The sequence below is a fragment of the Leisingera daeponensis DSM 23529 genome (assembly GCF_000473145.1).
Taxonomy (GTDB): Bacteria; Pseudomonadota; Alphaproteobacteria; order Rhodobacterales; family Rhodobacteraceae; genus Leisingera; species Leisingera daeponensis.
In genome coordinates, this window is record NZ_KI421500.1 from 225 (window position 1) to 22,088 (window position 21,864).

Genomic DNA, 21,864 nt, shown 5'->3' on the forward strand with positions numbered 1-21,864 from the left:
CATACTGGCCGTTTGGAAGCGGTTTCTGGCCAGCTGCGGGTATCTGGCCCTTTCAAGTGATGCGGCTGTTCCGGCCGGAACTTTCGCCGCTGCTGGGAGCATGCCTCACAAGTGCGGCAGGCCATGCTGGCTGTTCGGAAGCGGTTTCTGGCCAGCTGTGGCTATCTGGCCCTTTCAGGTGATACGGCTGTTCCGGCCGGAACTTTGGTGGTCATCTGACCCGTCCAGGCGCGGCAGCGTCATACCGGCCGTTTGGAAGCAGTTCCTGGCCGGCTGTGGCCATCGGTCCTTTTCAAGCGATACGGCTGTTCCGGCCGGAACTTTCGCCGCTGCTGGGCGCATGCCTCACAAGTGCGGCAGCGTCATGCCGGCTGTTCAGAAGCGGTTTCTGGCCAGCTGTGGGTATCTGGCCCTTTCAGGTGATACGGCTGTTCCGGTCGGAACTTTGGTGGCCATCTGACCCGTCCAGGCGGTACGGCTGTTCCGGCCGGAACTTTGGTGGCCATCTGGCCCGTCCAGGCGATGCAGCAATTCCGGCCGGAACTTTCGCCGCTGCTGGGCGCATGCCTCACAAGTGCGGCAGCGTCATACTGGCCGTTTGGAAGCGGTTTCTGGCCAGCTGCGGCTATCTGGCCCTTTCAAGTGATGCGGCTGTTCCGGCCGGAACTTTCGCCGCTGCTGGGAGCATGCCTCACAAGTGCGACAGGCCATGCTGGCTGTTCGGAAGCGGTTTCTGGCCAGCTGTGGCTATCTGGCCCTTTCAGGTGATACGGTTGTTCCGGCCGGAACTTTGGTGGCCATCTGGCCCGCCCAGGCGATACGGCTGTTCCGGCCGGAACTTCCGCCGGGGCCGAACGCATCTCTCTGTGGCGCCGCAGAGAGGTTTTGCTGTCGGCAATTGGGGTGCTGGCTGACCTCGGAAACCCGTTCAGGAGTTGAGACGGAAGGCTGTTCTTCAGCCCAGTCCTCTTTAATCTTCTCGCCGTGCGAGAAGGTCGAGGCGGTGCGCCCGGAGTTTTGCACGTGCTCTTCGACCGGCCCGCTTGCATCGGCCTTTTAGGATATAGTCCTGCGCCGTGCGGCTATTGCCTTGGCCGCAGAGGGTGAGCGCAATCCACTGGTCGTCGTCCTCGCTGTCGAACATCATGGTGTGCCAGAGCGAGCGAATGATGTGCTCTCCGATCCCGAAGTGCCGCTTCCAGCATTGCGACGGCCATCCCACGAGAACGCCGGAGTTTCCTCCATCTCGAGAGAACAGTGGGGTTCCCGCCTTGCGATCGTAGGCCTCCCAGAATTCGCATGCCGGCATGTCCAGCATCACGACCGCATCGAGGAACGGGGTGAGTTCCGGCCAAAGTTCCGGGCGCCGATACTCGCAGCCCGTCTTGTTCATGTCCAACTCAAGGCTCCAGTAATCTGCGTGTCGCCGCAGATGGGTCTCGAAGCGGATGCGGTGCAGGTCGCCGCACCGCAGCGGGCAGACCACGCTGAGCGCAAGACAGGTCGCATCGAGCACCAGGCGCGCGCGCCTTTCAGACCCGACCGGAGCGGCTCCCGCCATCTCCAGAAGTTCGCTGGCTCGGACCCAGACATCCTCTACCTGCGTGACGTTGGAGTTTACCCACAGGTCCTTGCGCTTCCTCTCTTTCCGCCCAGATTTCTCGTAGCGCGTTTTCAGTTTGGTCAGCCGGTCGATCAAATCCTCGTCGAGATCGCACCAGACGGCGAAGGTGCGGAGTTCCTTCAGCCGGACGGCGATGCTGCGATTGGCGTTGCCGGCCTTGTAGCGGGCCGCCCGCCAGAGATCGACCGTCTCCACGGTCAGTTCGACAGAGCGGTCGTGATCGAGGCAGGTTCTGGCGAGGACACGGAGCGTCGAAGCAATCGATCCGATCACCTTCGCAGCGGGTGGCGTGCGGTCGTCGATACTGATAAGCCCTTCAGACATTGTCGTGCGCAGCGAGCGCATGTCGTGCAGCGTCCGGCGCCAGAAGCGCGGCAGCTGTATCTCAGGAACCGACAACTCAGCTCGTTTCCGTTCCTTCCGGTTCTCCCGGGTTTCGGCTTCGGGGTGATCCTTCCGCCAGCGCTGCGAACGCTTAGCTTTCAGGGCGAGCCGGAGCGGTCTCGCGTGGGATGGGCGGGCAAGGTTCAGGACCTTCTGCAACCGCTCCAGTTGGCTGAGACTGCCGAAAGCCTCGAAGTCTTCCCGCTCCGGCACTTGAACGGTTCGGGCGGCGAGGTGCGCATCCCAGCGGTGGAGAAGCCGCCGGGAGGCGCCGTCGAGCGCCGCAGCGCTCGAAGGGAGTGCGGGAACGGCGGACTTAGGTCGCATCGGCAAAGTCTCCCTGACGGTGTTTGCCGGAGAAGGCGCGCTTCTCCCGGAGTTTCTGGCGGCCTGCCTCGGACGCGCGGCGCTCATTGAGCCAGCCATAGTATTTCCGGACGGTCATTTCGTCGTCGCCGAGAAGTGCTGCCGCTTCAGCCCAAGCGTTAGGGTCGACCGAGAGAATCCAGTAGACGCAGACGTGGCGCGCCTGATGCATCGTCATGTCGAAACCGACCTCAAGACAGGCCGCGCGGAAAGTTGCAGCGAAGCCGGAGCGCTCCATTGGGCGTTCCGTGGTGGAGGGGAACAGGTAGTCGCTGTCGGCGTGATTTTTCCCGAAGGGATGGGCGGCAACGAGGCGCGGCCTGATCTCGGTGAGATACCAGTGCAGGATCGGCCCCAGATCATCGTCGGCGATCTCATCGATGTCGGCGTTGTTCTTGACCTGCTCGCCTGGAATCTTGAGGCGTAGCACCCGAAGACGGGGATCTTGCATGAACTCTTCCGTGTCGAATTCCGCTTCCTCGCCGCGCATCCGGAGGGTGCGGAGATTCGTAGAACGAACCGGCGACGCGCGGAAGAGGATCGCAACCTGAACGGCAGTGACGCCCATGCGCAGGGCCATCATCATTTCACTCGGCCGCACTTTGCGGTTATTGTTGGTGCGGGCGAGGATCGCCTTCGAGCGCTTCATCAGCAGTTCCGGAAGAAGGTGCGCCTTTTCCTGCTTGGCAATGTTCCGGTCGAACTCCTTGATCCAGCGCTCGCGGCCCGTCGACATCTTGCCGACTGAATTGGTGCGGATCGCAGGTTTCCGACGCAGTTTCACCAGCCGCTTTTCCTCCTTCGGACAAACCCCCAGATAGACGATCGCAAGATGCACGAGCCGTGAAACATGGCAGTGCAGTGTGCTCGTCTCCGCGCTCTGGCCGCGTGCCTTGCGTGCTGTGATCCAGTGGTTGATTGCGGCGACGAGGTTCGGATGGGTGATCGCCTCCTTTAGGTCGGCGCTGTCCTCGATCAGGTCCTGGGCTGCGAGTTCGCGCAGAAGCCAGTTCAACGAGGTTTCGTAGCCGTCGATTGAGGACTGCTTGAACTCCGCCGGGGTGCCCTCGAACTGTGGGCCTTCTTCTCCAAACTGTTTGAAAGACATGATTCGGTCGAAGTCGGACCATATCAAAGCCGCCGCGGGATTGCCTGCGCTCCGGCGCCAATTACTGACTTCCGGGCGCAGCATGCGCGGTTGGGGCAAGGGGGCCGCGGGAAGGAGGCCCGCCAGCCCCGGCAGCTCGTCCTGGCGTTTGATCAGCCGGTTGAGCCCCACCAGGCCGCGACGGAACGACTTCCGGCGCCTGTTGGGGAGGTCCAAGGCCGTCCGGTCGATCCAGTCCGGAGTGAGATCGGCGAGAGGGAGGCCTGAGCGGGACGCTTCACGCACCACTACACCGATGGTCAGATCCGAGTTGGCCCCGAGGATCTTTCCTTTGCCCTGGTTGTCACGCACCGTCGTCAGGACGGTTGCGCAGGCGGGGATCAGGGGCACGTGCTGAGGAACGCCGCTCAGGCGTTTGAGGATCATGCGCACATTCTTGCGCCAGGACTTGAACTCCTGGGCGGACTTGAACGGCGCGGGTACAATATGGACCCGTCCCTTGCCCCACTTCCTGTTGAAGGCGGCAAGGTCGGCGGAAATGCGGCTCAGGTCAGTCCGGTAGACCTTGGCGGACTTCCGGAGGGAAGCCCGGAGGTTCTTTTCGAAGCTGGCAGCGTAGCCGAGACCGGGCAGCTGAATCTCGGCGTCCTTCATGGTTTTTGGTTTGTCCATTTGCTTGTCTTTCATGTCTGAAGTGGCGGGGAGAGGTTCGGAGAAAGGCCTCTCCACGACCGCGGAAGAAGCGTAGGCTGGCAGTGCCGGAAACCAGCCGGTTTGCCGCAAACAACGCGGTTTTAAGGGGGCTTCAGCCGCACACCCTTGGACATACATGCCGGGTATGTCGGGGAGTGGTCGGCTGAGGTTGCCGCAAAACCGCGTCCAATGCTGCAAACCGGGCTGGTTCCGGCAGGAAGCGGGTGAAGCCCGTCACGATCAGCCAAGGATCGCGGCCTTCCGGATGTCGCACTCGCGGAATCGCCAATCGGTGCCGAGCCGGATTGCTGGGAGGCTTCCCTTGAGCGCCCGATCGGTGATTGTGCGCGGCTTCAGGTGGGGAAATAAACGGCCGACCTCGGTGGGCGTCAGCAGAGGTCTGAGGAATTCCGCTTCGTCGGCCCGGGGCACGTACCTGGCTCCCTCGAGCGCCCAAATGTCGCGCCAGAGGTAGCGCTTTGGCCCTGTCGAGACGGGAGCAGCGCTGGAGCGCTTAAGCAGATTTCGGACGGTGGGCGGGGTGAGACCCCAATGGCGGGCGATCTGCGCGACGGTGGCAGTGCCCGGATCGGTGTTTTGTGGCATGGTCGGCTCCTTTCAAGAAGAAACTCGGACCGATGCCGAAAATAAAAATTGCCATTTTCTGGCGGCTACAATTTTTCTATGGTGCGTCAGCAACCCGCCCCTCGGCAGGGGCGGCGGCTCTCAGTCGTTCAAAAAATTGGCCAAGTCGGAGCATACAAGCTACTGCGTTGGATCGGCCGGACATGGGCAGAGTAGATTTCTCCGATGCGGACGCGAAAGGCCGGTTCAGCCCATAAGTCGACTGACAATGCTTGGCCCGGTGCATATCAATAGTGGAGGTTTTGAACTGCGCGAATCAAAACGCGGACGAAGTAAATTTCGCCGCGAGAACGGCGTGCGCACGAACTGACCAGATTTAGACGTATGTAGTATTGGGGGAAATGCAGTTTGAGTCCGGAGACATTAGCGCGGCTTCTCGCATCTATGAATGCCGGGCGCCTTCTGGTGGTCTGCGGAGCGGGCCTCTCGATGGCTCCGCCCAGCAGTCTGCCTTCCGCCCGTACCGTGGCGGAACGCTGCTTCGACAAGTACCAGCTCGAGGTTGATCCTGCGTGTGATGTCGCGCTACGTGACAATCTTGAAGCGCTGGCTGAACACTTCGTGGCCACGAATACACTCCAGTCCGTATTCATCGAGCACTTGGTGCCCTGGCAATCCTTTGCGCGGCCGTACAATCCCGGTCATTCTGCCATCGCCGACTTTTTGCTTACCCGAGCTGCTGTGGCCGGCATATCCAGCAACTACGACATACTCATCGAGCGCAGTGCCTGGGATTACGGAGCTGACTTTCGTGGTTCGCTCGATGGGGATGAGGCCAACGTTGACGTGACGCGCCAAGCGCCGCTTCTGAAGTTTCACGGGTGTTCGCAGCGCGATCCTGCCTCAACGGTCTGGGCCCCCTCGCAGCTTGAAGATCCCATCATTTCTGCTCGCATCGAACGCAGCAAGACCTGGATGGCGGCCAACCTGCGACAGAAGGATCTTCTGGTCGTCGGATTTTGGTCAGACTGGGAATATCTCAACGCTGTGATCGGTGGCGCCTTGGCTGACGTCCAACCACTTTCGGTTACTGTCGTCGATCTCTCGCCGACGAATGCCTTGCAAGAAAAGGCGCCCCAACTCTGGCAGATCGCCCATGCCGAAAACGTTCACTTCGAGCATGTCCGCGAGTCTGGAGCAGTAGCCCTCGACGAATTGCGAAAGGCATTTTCCACGAACTACTTGCGCCAAGTGCTGGCCGCCGGTAGAGCCGTTTTCGAAGCATCGACCGGTGTACAATGCAATCCAGAGTGGCTCGAAGTCGCCAATTTCGACAGTGAGACTTTGTATGGGTTGCGCAGGGATGCCGAAGGTGTCGCAGCTGTGCAGCCTGCCACACGTCTTCGTCCTGGTAATGTCGAGGCTCTGGGTTATTTTCACCTATTACTGCGCCAGAATGGCGCGACACAGCTCCCGAATGGGTATGATCTGAAAGGTCGCAGCATCCGGGTGCTCAATGGCTCCGAAGCGATCCTCGGAACGCTGAGAAAGCAGTTCATCGAACCTCCTGTTACCGTAAGCGCGGATATCGTGGTCGCGGTGGGGGCAACCGATCTCGGCCTTCCCAGCAATGTTGTTCGAAGCGGTCGAACAGGCGACTTAATACGTCCAGAAGCCGCCGGAGACTGGTTCGATGTCAATGGCGCACGAGAGGAATTGGACATCTAATGGATATCGCAAACCAAGCTGAAATCGTGCTCCGCAATGAACAATATGAAACTTGGTCCTGGTCAGGACCGAACGGTCCAGTAACCTGTTTCGAAAGTGCCGCTGCCATGGGTTTCGTCCATGTGTTCGAAACCTCAGCCGCCCTCATTGCCGGTTGGCCAGGCACTCAACATACCACCCTTGCTCGATACGCCGCATCCCTGCGAGGTGCTGGTGACAAAGCGTGGAACGTCTATTCGGTGTTCCTAACCGCCGAGCGTGCGCCTTCGAATGCCCGCGTTGTCGAGCGGATTGAAGAAGACTTCACTCTCACGCGGAAGATCGCCCGCACTGCCGTGACGACGACTGAGGACGTAGAGAGGGCTTTAACCCCACTGTTAAGAATTCGCGCGCAACCGCTGCTGGGCGCGACGAATTTCGAAGATCGTCTTCGCACCCGTTTGAAAGATGTTCCTGCTAACGCTGTGACGGCCTTCCTCAATGAAACGCCAGCAGTGAATGTTGCTCGAATCTTGGGGGCTAAGTCATGAAGCTTGACTATGTTGAAGTTTGCGGCTTCCGAGGTTTTCGGGACAAGGTCAGGATAGACTTCGGTGGCGGCTTCACTGTCATCACCGGCCGCAACGGCGTCGGTAAGAGCACGCTGTGCGATGCCGTTGAGTTTGCAATTACTGGGCTGATAGAAAAGTACGCCGTCGAGAAGGCAGCCAAGGAGAGCCTTGCGGACTATCTCTGGTGGCGCGGCGTCGGCGAGCCGGATGCCCACTACGTAACCGCTTCCTTCATCGGCGAAGACGGCACTCCTTTCCAGATCACGCGGACCCGCGAAAGTGGCGCCGATCGCTCGCCGGAAGAGATCCAGGCCGCCTTGTGCAGCGGGCCTGCACCCGAGAACGCGCTACGCCAGCTGACGCGCACGTCTATCATTCGTGACGAATGGATCGCCGCAATGAGTTTGGACCTTTCGGAGACAGAGCGCTTCGATCTCGTCCGTGGGGCGCTGGGGGCCATAGAAGGTTCTGAAGCGGCCGCGAAAGCCAGAGAGGTCGTTGTGGCAGCCGACGCTGCTCACGTGCGTAACGAAGGAGCATATGAGAAAGCGCGTGGGAGGTTGGCGGAACGCCTGACCCAGCAATCGGAAATCCAGGCCACGCTCAGCCGCTCCGGTGACGCCTCCGCCGCCCTGACGATTGTGGGCGCCTCGGTGCCGAATGCGCCGACAGAAATTATCGCTCTCCTTGAGGCTGCTCGTGGTGTCCTCGCTGACGGGCGGGCGCGCAATGCGCGGATCGCAGAAGCTGTCGAGGTCGGACGAGAGCTTTTTGCGCGTAAAAAACGCTTCCATACGCCCGCCGCGGTAGTGGCGCGTGAAGGATCGCTGGCCGAGCTCGAAACTGCGCGAGCAGCAAAAGACGCTGCCCTGGCGGCGGTCACCGCGGCGGAAGCTCAGCTGGCGCGGGAAGAGGATGCAGATGCGGTCGCAGCTTCGCTCGCCATTATGGTTGAGCATGGGGAGCGCCTCGGTATTCACGACGAGCATTGCCCGCTTTGCGCGGCCCATCGAACTTCCGCGGAATTTGCCGCCGGCCTGGTCGCTGCGCGCCGACGTATTTCGAGCCTTGCATCCGGTGTTCAAGATGCGCGCAAGACCTTGACCGCGGCCAATGACGAGGCATGGGAGGCTTCGTCTACCTTCGCCAGAGTAGAACGTGAAGTTGCGGCCAATCAGGCTGAGGAAGGTGCCTTACGTCAGGCTGAGGAAACCTATGCGGCGTTCTTCGAGCGCTGGAGGATAGACCCGCGCTTTCTTAGTGACCCTGTTGGACTTGAAACCCACGCCGAAGCTGAGCGTGACAGATTGCTCAACCTCGAGCGCGCATTGGTCGTCCTTGAAGCGTCCCAATCGGTCTCTCGCATGGCCTCAATCGAGAAAGACATCGAACGTCTGCGTGAGGAAATCGACAATCTAACCGACCTCGTCAACCAGTCGCAAGCCGCCGCGACAAGCGCCCGCGAGATCGAACGGTCGGTCAAACGTGTAAGCGCTGAGATTATCGACGAAAGACTGGCGCAGATTAGCCCTCTACTTAATGAACTCTACCAAAGATTGAGGCCGCACGCGGATTGGCGAACTATCGATTATAGCATCCGCGGCGATGTAAAACGCTTCCTGAGCTTAAAGGTGGGAGACGGACTAAACCCTCAGTTCGTGTTTAGCAGCGGCCAACGACGTGCGGCGGGACTGGCCTTTTTACTTTCAGTCCACCTGGCCCGCGCCTGGACGCCTTTGCGCTCCCTCCTTCTCGATGATCCAGTTCAGCATATCGACGATTTTCGGGCGCTACATCTTGTTGAAGTGCTTGCCGCCCTTCGCCTTGATCACCGCCAGATCATCTGCGCTGTCGAAGATCCGGCCCTGGCCGATCTGCTATGCCGGCGTCTGCTCAGCACGACTGGCGAGCCAGGCCGCAGATATGATATCGACCTTGGGTCCGAGGGAGCACCGAGTGTCCTGACGACTGCGGATGTCTCGCCCATGCCCGTCGGCGTCTTGCGCGAAGGTCCCCGGGTTGTCGGAGGTTGAGACCGCACCGATGTTGAAATGGTCCGAAACGTGACGCTCCAAGGGCAACGTTCTTGTTGGTTAAACGGTCGCAAGGATGCTGGTATATACAGGTCATTGTAGGCAAGGAAGACCTCCGCTCCGGTGGCGACACCAGAACAATTCTGGCAAAAACGATAGTGAAATCTTCGGTTACTACCCCAAGGCCTTTGTGCAGCGTATCGATGGTTTCCTTCCCGCCCCTGATCTTGGATGGGAAGAATCAGAAATGTGGCGGCGCGCCATGGCGCTCCCCAAAGCGTAGAACAGCATCTCGACTTTGTGGAGGTGAAGCCGCCAGAGCATGAGGTGCGCGTCAACGAAGATGACCTGCCTGGTAATCGGTTCTCGCTGTTTTGAATTGGCGTAATGCGCGGCCGTCATTCGTGCTCTTCGGCATCGGCTCTCTGGAGGGGCCACCACTGAATGCGGTTCGCTCCGATCTGGGTCAAAACTTGGTTCACCCGCACCAGGGGAGACGTGCGCTGAAAGAACTGCCTACTTCTGGGGTGGTCGTCGTCGACAATAGCAGAGCGGTTGCACACCGGATCGGCCGCGCAGAACACTTTCCGCGCATCCTCTCCGAGGAGCAGAAAGACCACTGGTTGATCGCTTCTGGCCAGATTTCGCAGGAGGTGGTTCACCACCGGTTTCCAGATTTGGAGGTGAGCCTTCTTCTGTGCGCGGTCAGAGCTTGTAAACGTCCAGGCGGCGTTGAGGAACAAGACGCCTTGTGCGGCCATGGCATCAAAGAACGCAGGAGTGGCTGGGGGAGCGATCACCTCTTTCCGCATTGCATCACGGACACTGTCCCAGTCGTCTTCTTCTTCTGAGATCCCGAGATCAGGATATTCAAGGGCTGCCGCCAACTGAAGCAGTCGGCGCAGGCTGTCGGCAACGACCATGGGGTTCGCTTCGTCCCATCCTCCGTCCTCGAAAGCGCGACCCGTCGCTCGGTTGAGCCTGGGATATGGATCTTGTCCGAGGATCAAAACTCGTACCTGGCCCGGATCGAGATTGTCAAAGGCGCGGCAGATATTAGCCCCCTCCGGCGCTCCCGGGAGCGGGGAGTTGCGGCGGCCGGGCCAGATCCGCGCCTCTTCGGCCACTTGGATCTCCGGAACGAGGTCGAAATCCAATGCAGGGCAATCCCTGAAAAACTCCCGCCAGGCGGGCGGCAGGTCGTTCTGCCAGTCTCCCAGATGGGCGTGCATGAGGCGGCGAAGGCTCATGCGGCGTTGCTCCCTCTTCCAATCTCTTTTTTGATACGAGCGTAGGCATCGCAAAGTTCCGACCGCAACTCGCCGAAATCTTCCTGCTGCTCCTGATCAGGGAACCGCTCGTCGTGCCAGCTGCGATCGGCTGTCACGAGTCCAGGCTGCCGCTTGTCAAACTGGTCCCGGGTGATATCGATGATACAGCCGTCCCGTTCCAGCCAGGCATGCGTTGCGTTCTGGCCGTCTTCCATAAGCCGGGTGCCACAGACATAGGGCCAGCTGCCGTGCCCCTGTTCTTCAAGAAAGGCGGCGAGGAGTTCGCTCACAGTGCCGCAGCATCCGCTGGGAAAGTGACCGAAAACCGTCGGGTCGAGGTCGCTGTGGCACGCATCGAGGGCCTCGCGGAAGTTCTGCACGTCTTGGTGGAGGCTGTCGGTTGTCATGCCCCAAGTACTATCCGACAACCTGGCCAATCGGATACGAATTTCTTTGTTCATTCTTGCTTGGCTTTGCCAACCGCCGGAGCGATTGGTTTGTGCCGATTGAAACGGTCGAGATGAAAAAAGCAGGGCCGACAAATGACCGATGATTCTTCGATACATCGGCGTTCCAACCCAGTTGGGTGGGACGGAGGATGAAGAAAGTTTCACCTTGGATTTCGGCAGCGATTAGTTTCCTCCGCAAGAGGATTGGCGGTTAGAAACCGAAGACCTCTTTTACCGGACCTACAGAGCCCTGCCATATAGTCGACCTGTCGCGGGGTGCCGTAAGAGCGCACTTCATAGGCCGCCAGCTCAGGTCTGGATGTGGTGAATGGGGCGGTGGCTATGCCGAGGTGCCTGTCTGTCTTTCAAGCCGGAGCTCTCCGGCTCGCTGTTTGAAGAGAGGAGAGCCGGCGCTTGCAAGCCGCAATTTGCACCGGCCCAAGGGAATTTCCCGCGGGTTCCCGGCCGCATCCCGGCTTGCCAACTCCGGGATTTCCGCAAAACCACATTTTTCTTGGCAGATTCTCAGCCAAGCGCGTGGAAATACTCGACGGCAGCGCGCTTGAGCGGGCTGCGCGGCAAGCGGAGGGGATGATTCCCAACTATCTTGCGAAACTCCTTGGCTGCCGTGAGAAGGACTTCGCGCGGGCTGCGGCCGTCGTCTCCGGGTGCCTTTCGCCGGGAGAACTCGAACAGACTGGCTTCCTTCCCCGTCTGGCTGACACGGATCACTTCAGCCTCACCGTCGTCGCTCAGGACCACATCAACAGCGAAGCTCTCGGCGGGTGCAAGACCGCAACTCTTGATGACGGGGTGACCGTGCTCCGCGCAATAGCCGATCGCGATCTTGAAGTCGGCTTTGTCCACCGCAGCCTTCAGGTCCTGGGTGTGATGCGCCGTATAGTGCAGATTGAGGATGGACCCGTTCTTGTGGCCTGCAAGTGCCTGACGCTGCCCGTCGTCGACCTTCGCCCGCTTCAGGATCGAACTCAGGGTCTTGCGCATGGCGTAGAAATCCTCGTCGAAATCAGCAAGGTCAAGGTGACTCAGGATGATGCGCAGAGACTTGCTGAAAACCTCTGTCACGTTGCCGGTCGCCGTGCGGCGCGCGATCTCCGGGAACAGCAGCGGGCCGTGATCCTCATCCAGCGCGCGAATCCAGTCCACGAACCCGAGGTCGAGAAGGGTTTGCGGGACGGGAACGATGCGTTCCGCGTCTTCGGTCTTGCCGGACACGTCGCATCCCGCACCCAGGGCAAGGCAATGCACATGGTTCCGCAGGCGCAGGCTCTTCCGTTTCAAAAGCAGAATTTCTTCGATCCGGCTGCCGAGTGTGAGCACCAGAAGGGGCACCCAATAGAAGGCATCACGAATGATCATGTCCCCGGGACGCCAGCGGGCGCGGGGCGAGGCGCATCCCGTGTAGATCGGGCACGTCAGAAACTGCGCAATCCGCTCTTCTGTCCACGGCATGCGGATCTTGGGCTGGGTCACGCGGATGTAGAGCGGATCATCGGGTGCCGCTGCGGCAATTGCCAGTTCCACTTGCTTGTAGGACAGAGCCTTGGGGATGTCCTTGCACCCCAGATCCGCGGCCCCGCGGAACATGCGGTTGAGACCATCGCGGTTGCGGCGGATCGTTGTCATCGTCAGGCGGGGCTTTAGTTTTTCGGCCAGTAGCGCCCGTTTTTCGAGGTCGCTGATATCTTCCCGCGCCCGGATTTCCTCGGTCACGATCTCATCCTCCAGGTCGGCAGCAGCAATCTCGTCATTCTTTTTGACAATCTTGCGCTCTTTTATGGGCTCTCCCTTGCGGCGTGCCGCAACGGTGAAGCGGTTCTCGCCATGAGCCTTGCCATGTTTCTTGGGCAAACGTGCCATCCAAGCGAAGAATCTTTTCTGGTCGGTCTCGGAGATCGAGGTCACGGGCACGTCGCCGAAGAACTCGAGTGCGAGTTTGGCGATCGCATCAATATTTCCCTTCATGTGTTTCGACGGATAGAGGTTCAGCGCCTGTTGCCAGCTGTCTGACAGCAGTACGGATCGCGATGCTACGAACTCATCGACCGGCTTCGACGTAAAGGTGGAAACCATGCTCTTGGCTTCTGAGCGCGCGTCGTGACCGTCGAGAGATTTGGCCTCGATTTCCTTCAGTTCACGGAAAAGGGCTACGGCCTGGCGGCCAAGCTCCTGCGGGATTTCCTCGGGCAGCTCAATTCCGGCCGCGCTGGCAGCGGCGCGCAGAGGGGCGGTAACCGCCGAATAGTCATTCCGGCGCGCCCGGCGCTTCAGGTCGGTACACTCTTGGTCCAGACGTTCGATACGCGCGTCGATAGCATCGTCAGTGAGAGGAACGCCCTGGTCCTGTTTAAGGAGGATATGGCCAAGCTCCTTGCGTACAGCTTCGGTGAGGAGGACGGAGATTTTTTCCGCCGAGAGCGACTGGGTTTTGGGGTTGGTCATGATTCTTGCCTCTTCGCGTTCCAGAACTGCGAGGAGACGAGCCGCCCGGCTCATCGCCTCCGACAATAGAGGGGTGTGAAGGGACAAACACAGAAACGATTTGCCGCCGTTTTTTGCGAGGACCTGCGAAAAACGCTTCCGGAAATAGAAGATGTAGCCGCGCCGCTGGAGGTAGGGACCGGCCGGGCGGCGGCCGGAATGCGTCCGGGCGGGGCTGGAGGGAGTCTGAAGCTCGTGCGCTGGACCCGGCGGCACACGATGCGCCGCGGCTTGTGCCGCAGCCTGTGTCACACCTTGTGTCATACTCCCGGCGGAGTGCGGCACAGCGTTTTGCGAACGGGATCTTTCGGCCCTATTTACTTGGGCTTTCCGGTGTTTTGTCATGGGAGATGGCTGGGGTGGTAGGATTCGAACCTACGGTACACGGTACCAAAAACCGCTGCCTTACCACTTGGCTACACCCCATCGGTGAGGCGCTGTCTAAAGTTTGTTGCGAGGGGGTGCAAGAGGGTTTTTGAAAAAAAATGCAGTTCTTCTCCGAAGGCCCGCAAATAACCCGCCGGCAGGTCTTTGATGGCCCTTGCGGCCCGGAGGTGTCTGGCAAGAAACGGGAATGAATATAAGGGGTTGCCAGCCCCTTTGCGGTGGGTTTCAGGGGGTGCTCCGGTCCCGGGAGCGGTGCCATTGGGGGCGGGAAGGGCGGGGTGCGGGCAGAGAAATGCGGCGCCGGCCCCGTCCTGGGCTGGCACCGGCCGCGACCGCTTCAGGAGCCCCAAATAGCCTGATGCGCTTCCTCGCCGCTTTCGAAGATATGGGGCTGCACACTGCGGCTGGCGAGCTCGCCCTGCATCTTCAGGCGCATGAAGGCGCTGGTGGTGTAATGAGCGATGGAGGCGCTGTTTGCCTCCAGCTTTTCGCCGACCAGGGCGGCATAGTCGTCCTGCAGATCCTCGGCGATGCGGAAACCGTTCTGGTTCATCACCATGTTCACGTCCCGGCCGCTTCTGGCGAAGGCGTCCTGCAGCACGCGGGACAAGTCCTCGGCGTCCTGCTTCTTGCGGACGCTCCAGCCTTCGAGGTTGAGGAACATGGTGTGGCGGGCGGCGTCATAGGTGACGCGTTCGGAAAGATTTAGGTTCAGCAGGTCGTTCATCAGCCCCATCGGCTCCTCCCGGAAGATACGCGCATCCATCAGGGCGACGTTTTCGATGATCGGCCTGAATTCCATCTGATCCAGGATGTCGCGCTGCAGATCGATCCCGGGGGCGATCTCGATCAGCTCCAGCCCCTTGGGGGTCAGCTGCAGCACGCAGCGTTCGGTCACGTAAAGCACCGGCTGCGAACGCTGCGAGGCGTAGGGCCCAGAGAAGGTGATCTGTTCGATCAGCCGCACGAATTTCTTGTTGCGGCCTTCCTGCACGATGCGCAGCTCGCCGTTATCCACCGCAACCTTGAGCCCGCCCGCGGTGAAGGTGCCGGCAAAGACCACGGCGCGGGAGTTCTGCGAGATGTTGATGAAACCGCCGCAGCCGTTCAGGCGTCCGCCGAAACGGGAGGCGTTGACGCTGCCCTCGGCGTCGCATTCTGCCATGCCGAGGCATGTGAGATCCAGCCCGCCGCCGTCGTAGAAATCGAACATCTGGTTCTGGTCGATGATGGCATCGGCATTGGCCGAGGAGCCGAAACTGGAGCCGCCTGCCAGAACGCCGCCGACGGCGCCGGCCTCTGTGGTCAGGGTGATATAGGGGGTGGCCTTTTCCTCGTTGGCCACCGCCGCGACCCCGTCAGGCGCACCGACGCCGAGGTTCACGGCACCGTTGGGCGGCAGCTCAAAGGCGGCGCGGCGGGCGATGATCTTGCGCTGATCCAGCGGCATCTTGGGGATGCCGCCCAAGGGCACCCGGATTTCGCCCGACAGCGCCGGATTGTGCTGCACGCCGTAGTTCATCCGGTGCATCTCCGGATCGTCGGCAACGCAGACGCAGTCCACCAGCAGGCCGGGGATCTTCACGTCCTTGGGCTTGATCGAGCCGTCCTCGACGATGCGCTCCACCTGGGCGATAACGATGCCGCCGTTGTTGTGGGCGGCCATCGCCTGGGCCAGGCAGTCGAGCGTCAGCGCCTCGCGTTCCATGCTGATGTTGCCGGAGCGGTCGGCGCTGGTGCCACGGATGAAGGCGACGTCGATCCTGGTGGCCTTGTAGAACAGCCAGTCCTCGCCATCGACCTGGACGTATTTGACGATGTCTTCTTCGGTCACCTTGTTGACCTTGCCGCCGCCGTGGCGCGGGTCGACATAGGTGTGCAGTCCGACCTTGGAGAACAGGCCGGGCTGGCCTGCGGCGCAGGCGCGGTAGAGCTGGGAGATCACCCCCTGCGGCAGGTTGTAGCCGCAGATCTTGTTTTCCTGCGCGGCCTGGGCGACCTTGGGCATGCGGCCGAAATTTCCGGCGATCACCCGGCGCAGCAGGCCGTCATGGTGCAGCCGCCCGGTGCCCAGCCCCTTGCTGTCGCCGGCGCCCGCGCACATGATCAGCGTCAGATCGCGAGGGGCGCCCTGGTCCAGAAACCGCTTCTCCAGCGCCGCGTGCAGCATCTCCGGGATGCAGCTTTGCACGAACCCGGTGGTGGTCACGACATCCCCGTCCCGGATCAGCGCCATCGCCTGTTCGGTGGTGGTTGTCTTGTCTTTCATGGCGGCGCGTCCTCCCCGATGCCGGTTGCCGTCCGGTCAGGATCGGCGTCCTGACGGCGGGATGAACGGGAATGTTAGGCCCGCGCGCAGGCGCGCCTGTCCTTCGATTGCGTCAGCGGACCGGGGACCTGCGACATCGGCCAGCGCCGGCTGGCGGGAAGTTTCCGATCGGCGCCTGCAATTTCCGCGCTGGGGTCTTTTTGTATACTGCGGCCGGCTGACGGGACTAGAAAAAGCTTGCCCCGGCGTCCTGCCAGTCGCTCAGCGTGATGCCTTGGAAAGTCACGGAGCAGCCATCCGCGAACGCAAACACCAGCCCGTCGTCCGTGTCCATTGCCTGTGCGGACCAGGTGTGCGGGCCGATGATTTTGGTCCTGTCGACCCCAAGCTCGAAGTCTGAAATCGTGTCCGCGCCCGTTTTCAGGGTGTTGAACACGAAACAGTCCGCGCCCGCACCGCCGGTCAGAACATCATTTCCCTTGCCGCCGGCCAGGGTGTCGTTTCCGGTGCCGCCTTCCAGGGTGTCGCGGCCTGATCCGCCCTTCAGAACGTCGTTGTGGCTGCCGCCTGACAGGAAGTCGGCCGCGCCGCCTCCCTTGAGCCTGTCCGCGCCGCTGCCGCCGTCCAGGCAGTCGCTGCCCCGGTTTCCGGAGAGGATGTCCCTGCCGCCGCCCCCTTGCAGGTCGTCATCGCCGGACCTGCCGGAGAGGACATCCGCACCCTTGCGGCCAAAGATGAAATCCTGCCCGGAGTTGCCGCTGAGAACATCATCGCCGGCAGTGCCAGCGATCCTGTCCATTGCGGCAAAGGCATCTTTCTGCAGGTTCTGAACATCCGTATTGCGCAGGATAACGTCAGACAGAGTCGTGTCCCAAAGCGCCTTCAGCTCGTCTGCCGGGATGCCTTCGCGGCCCTCGCTCCAGAACGGGTCGCCGTCGCGCAGCCGGGTGAACTGATCAATCATGACAAGCGAGAACGTCTGCCCCAGCAGCCCGCTGCCAAAGGCGTCCTCGGCCAGGCCGCCAATCCAGGCGTCCACCAGATCGGTATCGCCATAAGCCTCTTCCAGCTTGGCGGCCAGCACCGCGTCGGAGGTAATGTCAGAGAAGCGTTCCGCGCGCGGCAGGCCCAGGGCCTCGCGCAGGTCATTATAGCTGGCCACCCCCATGTCGCGCCCGCGCTGGATGTTCAGCGCCGCCAGATCCAGCCCGCCGGCGCCCGGCGGCCCGAACAGGAAGGAGCGCACGTCCTCCACCACTTGGGTGTCGATGGCTTCGGAAGTCTGGGTGGCCGCCCCGCGCAGGACGTTTTCGACCATGCCTGTCTGGCTGACCAGATGCGGCTGGAAAAACGCATCGCGCAGCGCCAGAGGGTCCAGCTGGGTGCCGTTTTCGGTGACACGCTGCAGGTTGGCCGACAGCAGGGTGTGCCCGAGCCGGTAGACAGCGCTGGAGAATTCGATCGCAATCCCCGGATTCACATCCGGGTCATGGCCCTGGTAGGCGCCAAAGGCATTATCGCCCAGCAGGACCGGCAGAAACTCCTTGAACGTGATGGCTTGCACCAGCGCCTCGACCCGGGCGCGGGCGGCCTCAAACAGCTGATCATCCGTCAGCGACGGATCCCTGTCCGCCAGCTCTTCGACCAGCCGGTTGTGTTCGCGGGTGAACAGGGTGTGCATCGAGGTCAGCGCGACGTTTTCTGCGGCGCGGACGTCACCGGTCAGGAATCCGTCGCCTTCGAGGTTCAGGAAATGATCCTCGGTCATCTTCAGTTTGCCGCCTTCGCCCCGCATCGCTGCGACCATCTCTGCGGTTGAGCCATAGATCATCGAGGCGTCGATGCAGGCGGTGATCTCATTGAGGAATTCCCCGTCGTGCTGTTCTACCCGGGTGAACGGAATGATGGCGTTTCCGGTGCCGAAGGGATCGAAGAAGGGATCGCCTGCCGGAACTTCAATATTCGCGCGGACGCCGCTTTCGGTGCCGGTCAGCGACAAGTCATGGTCCAGAAACTGGCCCCAGATCCAAAGGAAGTCAGACGCTCCGGCGGCGTTTGCCGTTTCCCCGGTCTGGGCGGACAGTATGTTTGACACTTCGCGCGGGTTCGGACGGTCTGCGCCCGCCATTTCGCCGTCCGGTCCCAGCCCGCTGCCCGCCAGCCTCAGCAGTTCGGTGCCGGTTGCGCCCCAGTCAGGATGGTCTGGATTTGCGGACGTGCCATCGGAGGGCCGTGCGGCCCCAATCTGTAAACTGGACATGTGATCCCCCAATCACTCGTAAAAACACTGTCACCGGAAATGCCATCGCGCGGCCCGAAAGCGCTGTGCTACCTTGCCGCCGAACGCCGATATCCCCCGCACATGCACCCGTGCGCGGACTGCAGGTTTCAGGTAGTGCTTCACGATTTCGTGTCAAACCGTGTGATCGCGTGAGTGCGCGGCGCGCGCGGATCACCGCTGCCACAGGGAAGCTGCTGCGCGGAGCGGGGGAGGGTCAGGCTTGCCTGGCCTGAAGCACGGCGTTTGCGGCGTCCGCGATGCCTGTCCATTTGGCGATCTGACCCAGCAGTTCCTGCTTGCGCACGGGTTTGGACAGGAAGCCGACCATTCCCGCCGCGCGGCAGGCGGCCTCATCAGCGCTCAGCACATTGGCGGTCAGGGCCAGGATCGGGCAGGGCGCGCGGCCGTTCTCCTGCTCCCACGCCCGCAGCCGCCGGGTCGCCTCCAGCCCGTCCATCACCGGCATCGACATATCCATAAGCACCAGATCGAACGGCTGCGCCGCAAAGGTTTCAACCGCTTCCTGGCCGTTGCTGCAAATGGTCATCTGGATGCCGGACGGGCCGAGCATTTTCTTCAGAACCAGCTGGTTGGTGCGGTTGTCCTCCGCCACCAGCAGCCGCAGGCGGCTGAACCCGGCAGCGGCCGGCGCGGCTGCCGCAGGCAGCGCGGCCGGGGCAGCAGGCTCGGCGCCGGGCCGCAGCGCGTCTTGCAGCATCCGCAGCAGCACCCGGTTGCGGGCAGGTTTCATCAGCACGTGCAAGGTCCGGCACTTTTTGAGCGCCTGATAGTCCGAGATCAGCCGGCTGCCGACGCAGAACACCACCGGCAGCTCCCGGCAGCCGGGCAGGCTGTGCAGCCGCTGGCACAGCTGTCTGGCCTGTTCCAGCGGCACGCTGTTTTCCACCAGCACCAGATCCGGCTGCTGCTGACGGGCGGCCAGCGCTTCCACCTGCTCCAGCAGCTCTGCTGCGCCGGGCGGGACCATCGTTTCCGCCCCCCAGTACGCCAGCTGGCGCAGCCGCACATCGCGCGAAAACGGCAGATCGGCCACCACGGCAACCCGCTTCCCGGCCAGCGGCCTGGAAGGGGCCGGTGACGGAGCCGCAACCGGCAGCGTCAGGCACACGGTGAAGCAGGAACCCTTGCCGGCCTGCGAGACCACATCGATGCGCCCGCCCATAGCCTGCGCCAGCCGCGAGGAGATGGCCAGCCCCAGACCGGTGCCCTCAAAGCGCCGGGCAGTTGTGCTTTCCACCTGCTCGAAGGCGTGGAAGATCTGGCCGATGCTGTCTTCGGGGATGCCAACGCCCGTGTCGCGGACGTCGATGCACAGCGGGATGTTGTGTCTGGGATCGTAATTGAGCGTGATGCTGATATGGCCTTCCAGAGTGAATTTGACGGCGTTGCCGACCAGGTTCATCAGGATCTGCCGCACCCGGCCGCTGTCGCCGATGAACTCCGGCGGCGTGTCCTCGGGGATGTCGATGCAGATTTCAACGCCCTTGGCCGTAGCGCTGGGCGACATCAGCGTGGCCACGTCATAAATCACATCGCGCAGGTTGAACGGCTGCTGCAGCATCTGCGCCTTGCCCGCTTCCAGCTTGGAAAAGTCCAGAATGTCATTGACGATGCGCAGCAGCGCCTCGGAAGAGGCGAGTATCGTGCTGGTGCAGGAGGTCTGCTCCGGGGTCAGCCGGGTTTCGTTCAGCACCTCAGCCATGCCCAGGACGCCGTTGATCGGCGTGCGGATTTCATGGCTCATGGTAGCCAGGAAACGGGATTTTGTCTCTGTGGCGGCCTCCGCGCGGGCCTTTTCCTGCTGCAGACGCTCGGCAATCCGCTTCTTTTCCTGCAGGCTCACGGCCAGCGTGTCGAGCGCCGCGAATACGGCGCGGATCTCGTCTTTGGCCGTTGGCGGGCCGGATTGCTCGCCGCTGGCCAGCCGCTGCAGCTTGGCGGCAGCCGATTGGATCGCGGTTGAAATGGCGTGGGCCTTGCGCATCGAAAAAATCAGCGCCGCGGCCATGATCAGCGCGGTCCCGGTCAGCCCGAGCACAAAGATGCGGGACAGCGCCTGGTTGGTTGCCGCCACGGTCTGCTCTGCGTGCGCCACCGCAAGCGCCGTCACCAGCGCGGCTTGCCGGGTGACGGCTTCGCTGCTCATCATCAGCGCGCTGAGCGTGGGGATCTCTTGTGCCGTTTTGATGCTGAGCAGAACCACTGCCATCTGGCACCACTCCGCCAGCGCCTGGTTCAGCGCTTCGGCCTCACCCCGGAGCAGCGCCGGCAGGGGCTGCTGCAGCAGGGCGCTCAGATCGCGGTTGATGACATTGAGATGCGCCTGGAATTCGCCGGCCACGTCCTCCTGCGGGATCAGCCGGGTCATCGCCAGCACGTCTTGGGCATAGGTCTGGGCGGCCGTGATGCCGGTGCTGACGCTGCTGGTGCGGCGGGTGACTTCCAGGGCGGCTTCCAGCACGGCGTCCTTGCGGCTGGACGCATAGACCGCCATGCCGCCGACCAGCAGCACGGCAAAAAGCGCCGCAACCGTAATGACAAGAACCGGCAGGACGATGGATCGCTTGATGATCATTAACGGATGCCTTCAGCCACACGCATCAATTGGCCGGCAGGATCGGGGTGGGCACATTGGTTTCATTGTCCGTTAGTGTCTCAAGAAAGGCGATGAGGTCTGCGATGTCGCCCTCGCTGGCGGCAAACCCCGCGATGTCCGTTTGCCGCTCAACGCCCGCCGCGCCGCCATCGGCGTAATGGCGGAGGACCGCAGGCAGCGATGGCAGCGAGCCGTCGTGCATATAGGGCGCCCGCAAGGCGATGTTCCGCAGGCCCGGGGTCTTGAAGCGGAAGTACCCGGCGGGGGTTTGCGGTGACACGCCGCCGCTGCCCAGGTCCGAGGCGGGCAGGCCGATGTCGTGCATTTTGTTGTCGGTGAACATCCAGCCGGAATGGCAGGACACGCAATTTGCCCGCCCGGTGAACAGCGCAAAGCCGCGCTTGGCGGCCTCCGGCACCGCAGTGTCATCCCCGCTGACCCAGCGGTCGAAACCGGCAACCCCGCTGACAATGGTGCGCTGGTAGGTGGCGAGGGCGGTGAGGATGGTTTCCTTGCGGATGCCCTGGCCGGGAAACAGCCGCTCGAACCAGGCCTTGTATTCGGTCACAGCCGTCAGGCGGGCGGTAATGTCCTCAAAACTTGCGTTCATCTCATTTGGGGCGGTGATCGGCCCCACTGCCTGTTCCTCAAGGCTGGCCGCGCGCCCGTCCCAAAACAGCGGCGTGATCCAAGCAGCATTCAGGATCGTCGGCGCATGGCGGTGCACGGGGTTGTCGCCGGCGCCGATCGCCTTGGGTACCGGAGTTTCCCAGCCGAAAGAGGGGTTGTGGCAGCTGGAGCAGCTGATGTTCTGCGCCCCGGACAGGCGCGGGTCGAAGAACAGCATCTTGCCCAGGGTGGCAATTCCGCGGTCATAAGGCGCGTTGTCCGGAAACGGCACGGTATCCGGACGCCGGAACGCATCGAGCCCGGCGGGTTGCGCCAGGCTCTGGACGGCCCAAAACAGCAGCGGCACCACGGCGGCGGCAGCTTTCCACTGCATTCAGGACCTCCTC

General features: G+C 61.9%; 15 protein-coding genes and 1 tRNA gene. 5 read left to right on the plus strand and 11 right to left on the minus strand.

The window, feature by feature from the left end; genetic code table 11:
• Positions 1-460, plus strand: a 460-nt coding sequence (locus DAEP_RS24300) for a hypothetical protein (protein WP_208855436.1), incomplete at its 5' end; no start/stop codon positions are given.
• A 510-nt stretch (positions 461-970) separates the two neighbouring features.
• Here DAEP_RS24300 and DAEP_RS0100390 read toward each other — a convergent pair.
• The 3 genes from DAEP_RS0100390 to DAEP_RS0100400 form a co-directional block, all read right to left on the minus strand.
• Positions 971-2,335 (minus strand): hypothetical protein, encoded by a 1,365-nt coding sequence (locus DAEP_RS0100390; RefSeq protein ID WP_027243277.1) that lies wholly within the window; start codon positions 2,333-2,335, stop codon positions 971-973.
• The gene (locus DAEP_RS0100395; RefSeq protein ID WP_027243278.1) at positions 2,325-4,169 is read right to left on the minus strand and encodes a hypothetical protein; all 1,845 of its coding nucleotides are present in this window, start codon (positions 4,167-4,169) and stop codon (positions 2,325-2,327) included. Before DAEP_RS0100395 ends, DAEP_RS0100390 begins: the two co-directional genes overlap by 11 nt.
• Positions 4,170-4,415: 246 nt before the next feature.
• On the minus strand, positions 4,416-4,781 hold the full coding sequence (locus tag DAEP_RS0100400) for a MerR family transcriptional regulator (RefSeq protein WP_027243279.1): 366 nt from the start codon (positions 4,779-4,781) through the stop codon (positions 4,416-4,418).
• Between the two features lie 423 nt (positions 4,782-5,204).
• Here DAEP_RS0100400 and DAEP_RS0100405 point away from each other — a divergent pair, with 423 nt between their 5' ends.
• From DAEP_RS0100405 to DAEP_RS23860, 4 genes are all read left to right on the plus strand, one after another.
• The gene (locus tag DAEP_RS0100405) at positions 5,205-6,488 is read left to right on the plus strand and encodes an SIR2 family protein (RefSeq protein WP_208855437.1); all 1,284 of its coding nucleotides are present in this window, start codon (positions 5,205-5,207) and stop codon (positions 6,486-6,488) included.
• On the plus strand, positions 6,488-7,018 hold the full coding sequence (locus DAEP_RS23470) for a hypothetical protein (protein WP_084204383.1): 531 nt from the start codon (positions 6,488-6,490) through the stop codon (positions 7,016-7,018). Before DAEP_RS0100405 ends, DAEP_RS23470 begins: the two co-directional genes overlap by 1 nt.
• The gene (locus DAEP_RS0100410; RefSeq protein WP_027243281.1) at positions 7,015-9,072 is read left to right on the plus strand and encodes an AAA family ATPase; all 2,058 of its coding nucleotides are present in this window, start codon (positions 7,015-7,017) and stop codon (positions 9,070-9,072) included. The genes DAEP_RS23470 and DAEP_RS0100410 overlap by 4 nt, the downstream gene beginning before the upstream one ends.
• Before the next feature lie 231 nt (positions 9,073-9,303).
• A complete protein-coding gene (locus tag DAEP_RS23860; protein ID WP_154665015.1) occupies positions 9,304-9,450 on the plus strand; it encodes a hypothetical protein in 147 nt (48 codons plus the stop codon).
• Positions 9,451-9,470: 20 nt separating this feature from the next.
• Here DAEP_RS23860 and DAEP_RS0100415 read toward each other — a convergent pair whose 3' ends face one another.
• The 8 genes from DAEP_RS0100415 to DAEP_RS0100460 all read right to left on the minus strand — a co-directional run bounded on the left by DAEP_RS0100415 (position 9,471) and on the right by DAEP_RS0100460 (position 21,851).
• Positions 9,471-10,322 carry a uracil-DNA glycosylase family protein gene (locus tag DAEP_RS0100415; protein ID WP_027243282.1) on the minus strand — a complete coding sequence of 284 codons (852 nt, stop codon included), beginning with the start codon at positions 10,320-10,322 and terminating at the stop codon, positions 9,471-9,473.
• On the minus strand, positions 10,319-10,804 hold the full coding sequence (locus DAEP_RS23255) for a hypothetical protein (protein ID WP_051337302.1): 486 nt from the start codon (positions 10,802-10,804) through the stop codon (positions 10,319-10,321). Before DAEP_RS23255 ends, DAEP_RS0100415 begins: the two co-directional genes overlap by 4 nt.
• Positions 10,805-11,317: 513 nt before the next feature.
• Positions 11,318-13,255: a site-specific integrase gene (locus DAEP_RS22365; RefSeq protein ID WP_161787052.1), complete on the minus strand. Its 1,938-nt coding sequence runs from the start codon at positions 13,253-13,255 to the stop codon at positions 11,318-11,320.
• A gap of 390 nt (positions 13,256-13,645) precedes the next feature.
• A tRNA-Gln gene (locus tag DAEP_RS0100435) sits at positions 13,646-13,720 on the minus strand.
• Between the two features lie 298 nt (positions 13,721-14,018).
• Entirely contained in the window at positions 14,019-15,950 is a 1,932-nt protein-coding gene (locus DAEP_RS0100445; RefSeq protein WP_027243283.1) for an acyl CoA:acetate/3-ketoacid CoA transferase, read from the minus strand.
• Positions 15,951-16,176: 226 nt separating this feature from the next.
• Complete coding sequence (locus DAEP_RS0100450; RefSeq protein ID WP_027243284.1) at positions 16,177-18,210, minus strand: peroxidase family protein; 2,034 nt, start codon at positions 18,208-18,210, stop codon at positions 16,177-16,179.
• 235 nt (positions 18,211-18,445) lie between these two features.
• Positions 18,446-20,827, minus strand: a complete 2,382-nt coding sequence (locus DAEP_RS0100455; RefSeq protein WP_027243285.1) for a hybrid sensor histidine kinase/response regulator — start codon at positions 20,825-20,827, stop codon at positions 18,446-18,448.
• Between the two features lie 25 nt (positions 20,828-20,852).
• Complete coding sequence (locus DAEP_RS0100460) at positions 20,853-21,851, minus strand: cytochrome-c peroxidase (RefSeq protein WP_008555176.1); 999 nt, start codon at positions 21,849-21,851, stop codon at positions 20,853-20,855.
• Positions 21,852-21,864 lie beyond the last annotated feature (13 nt).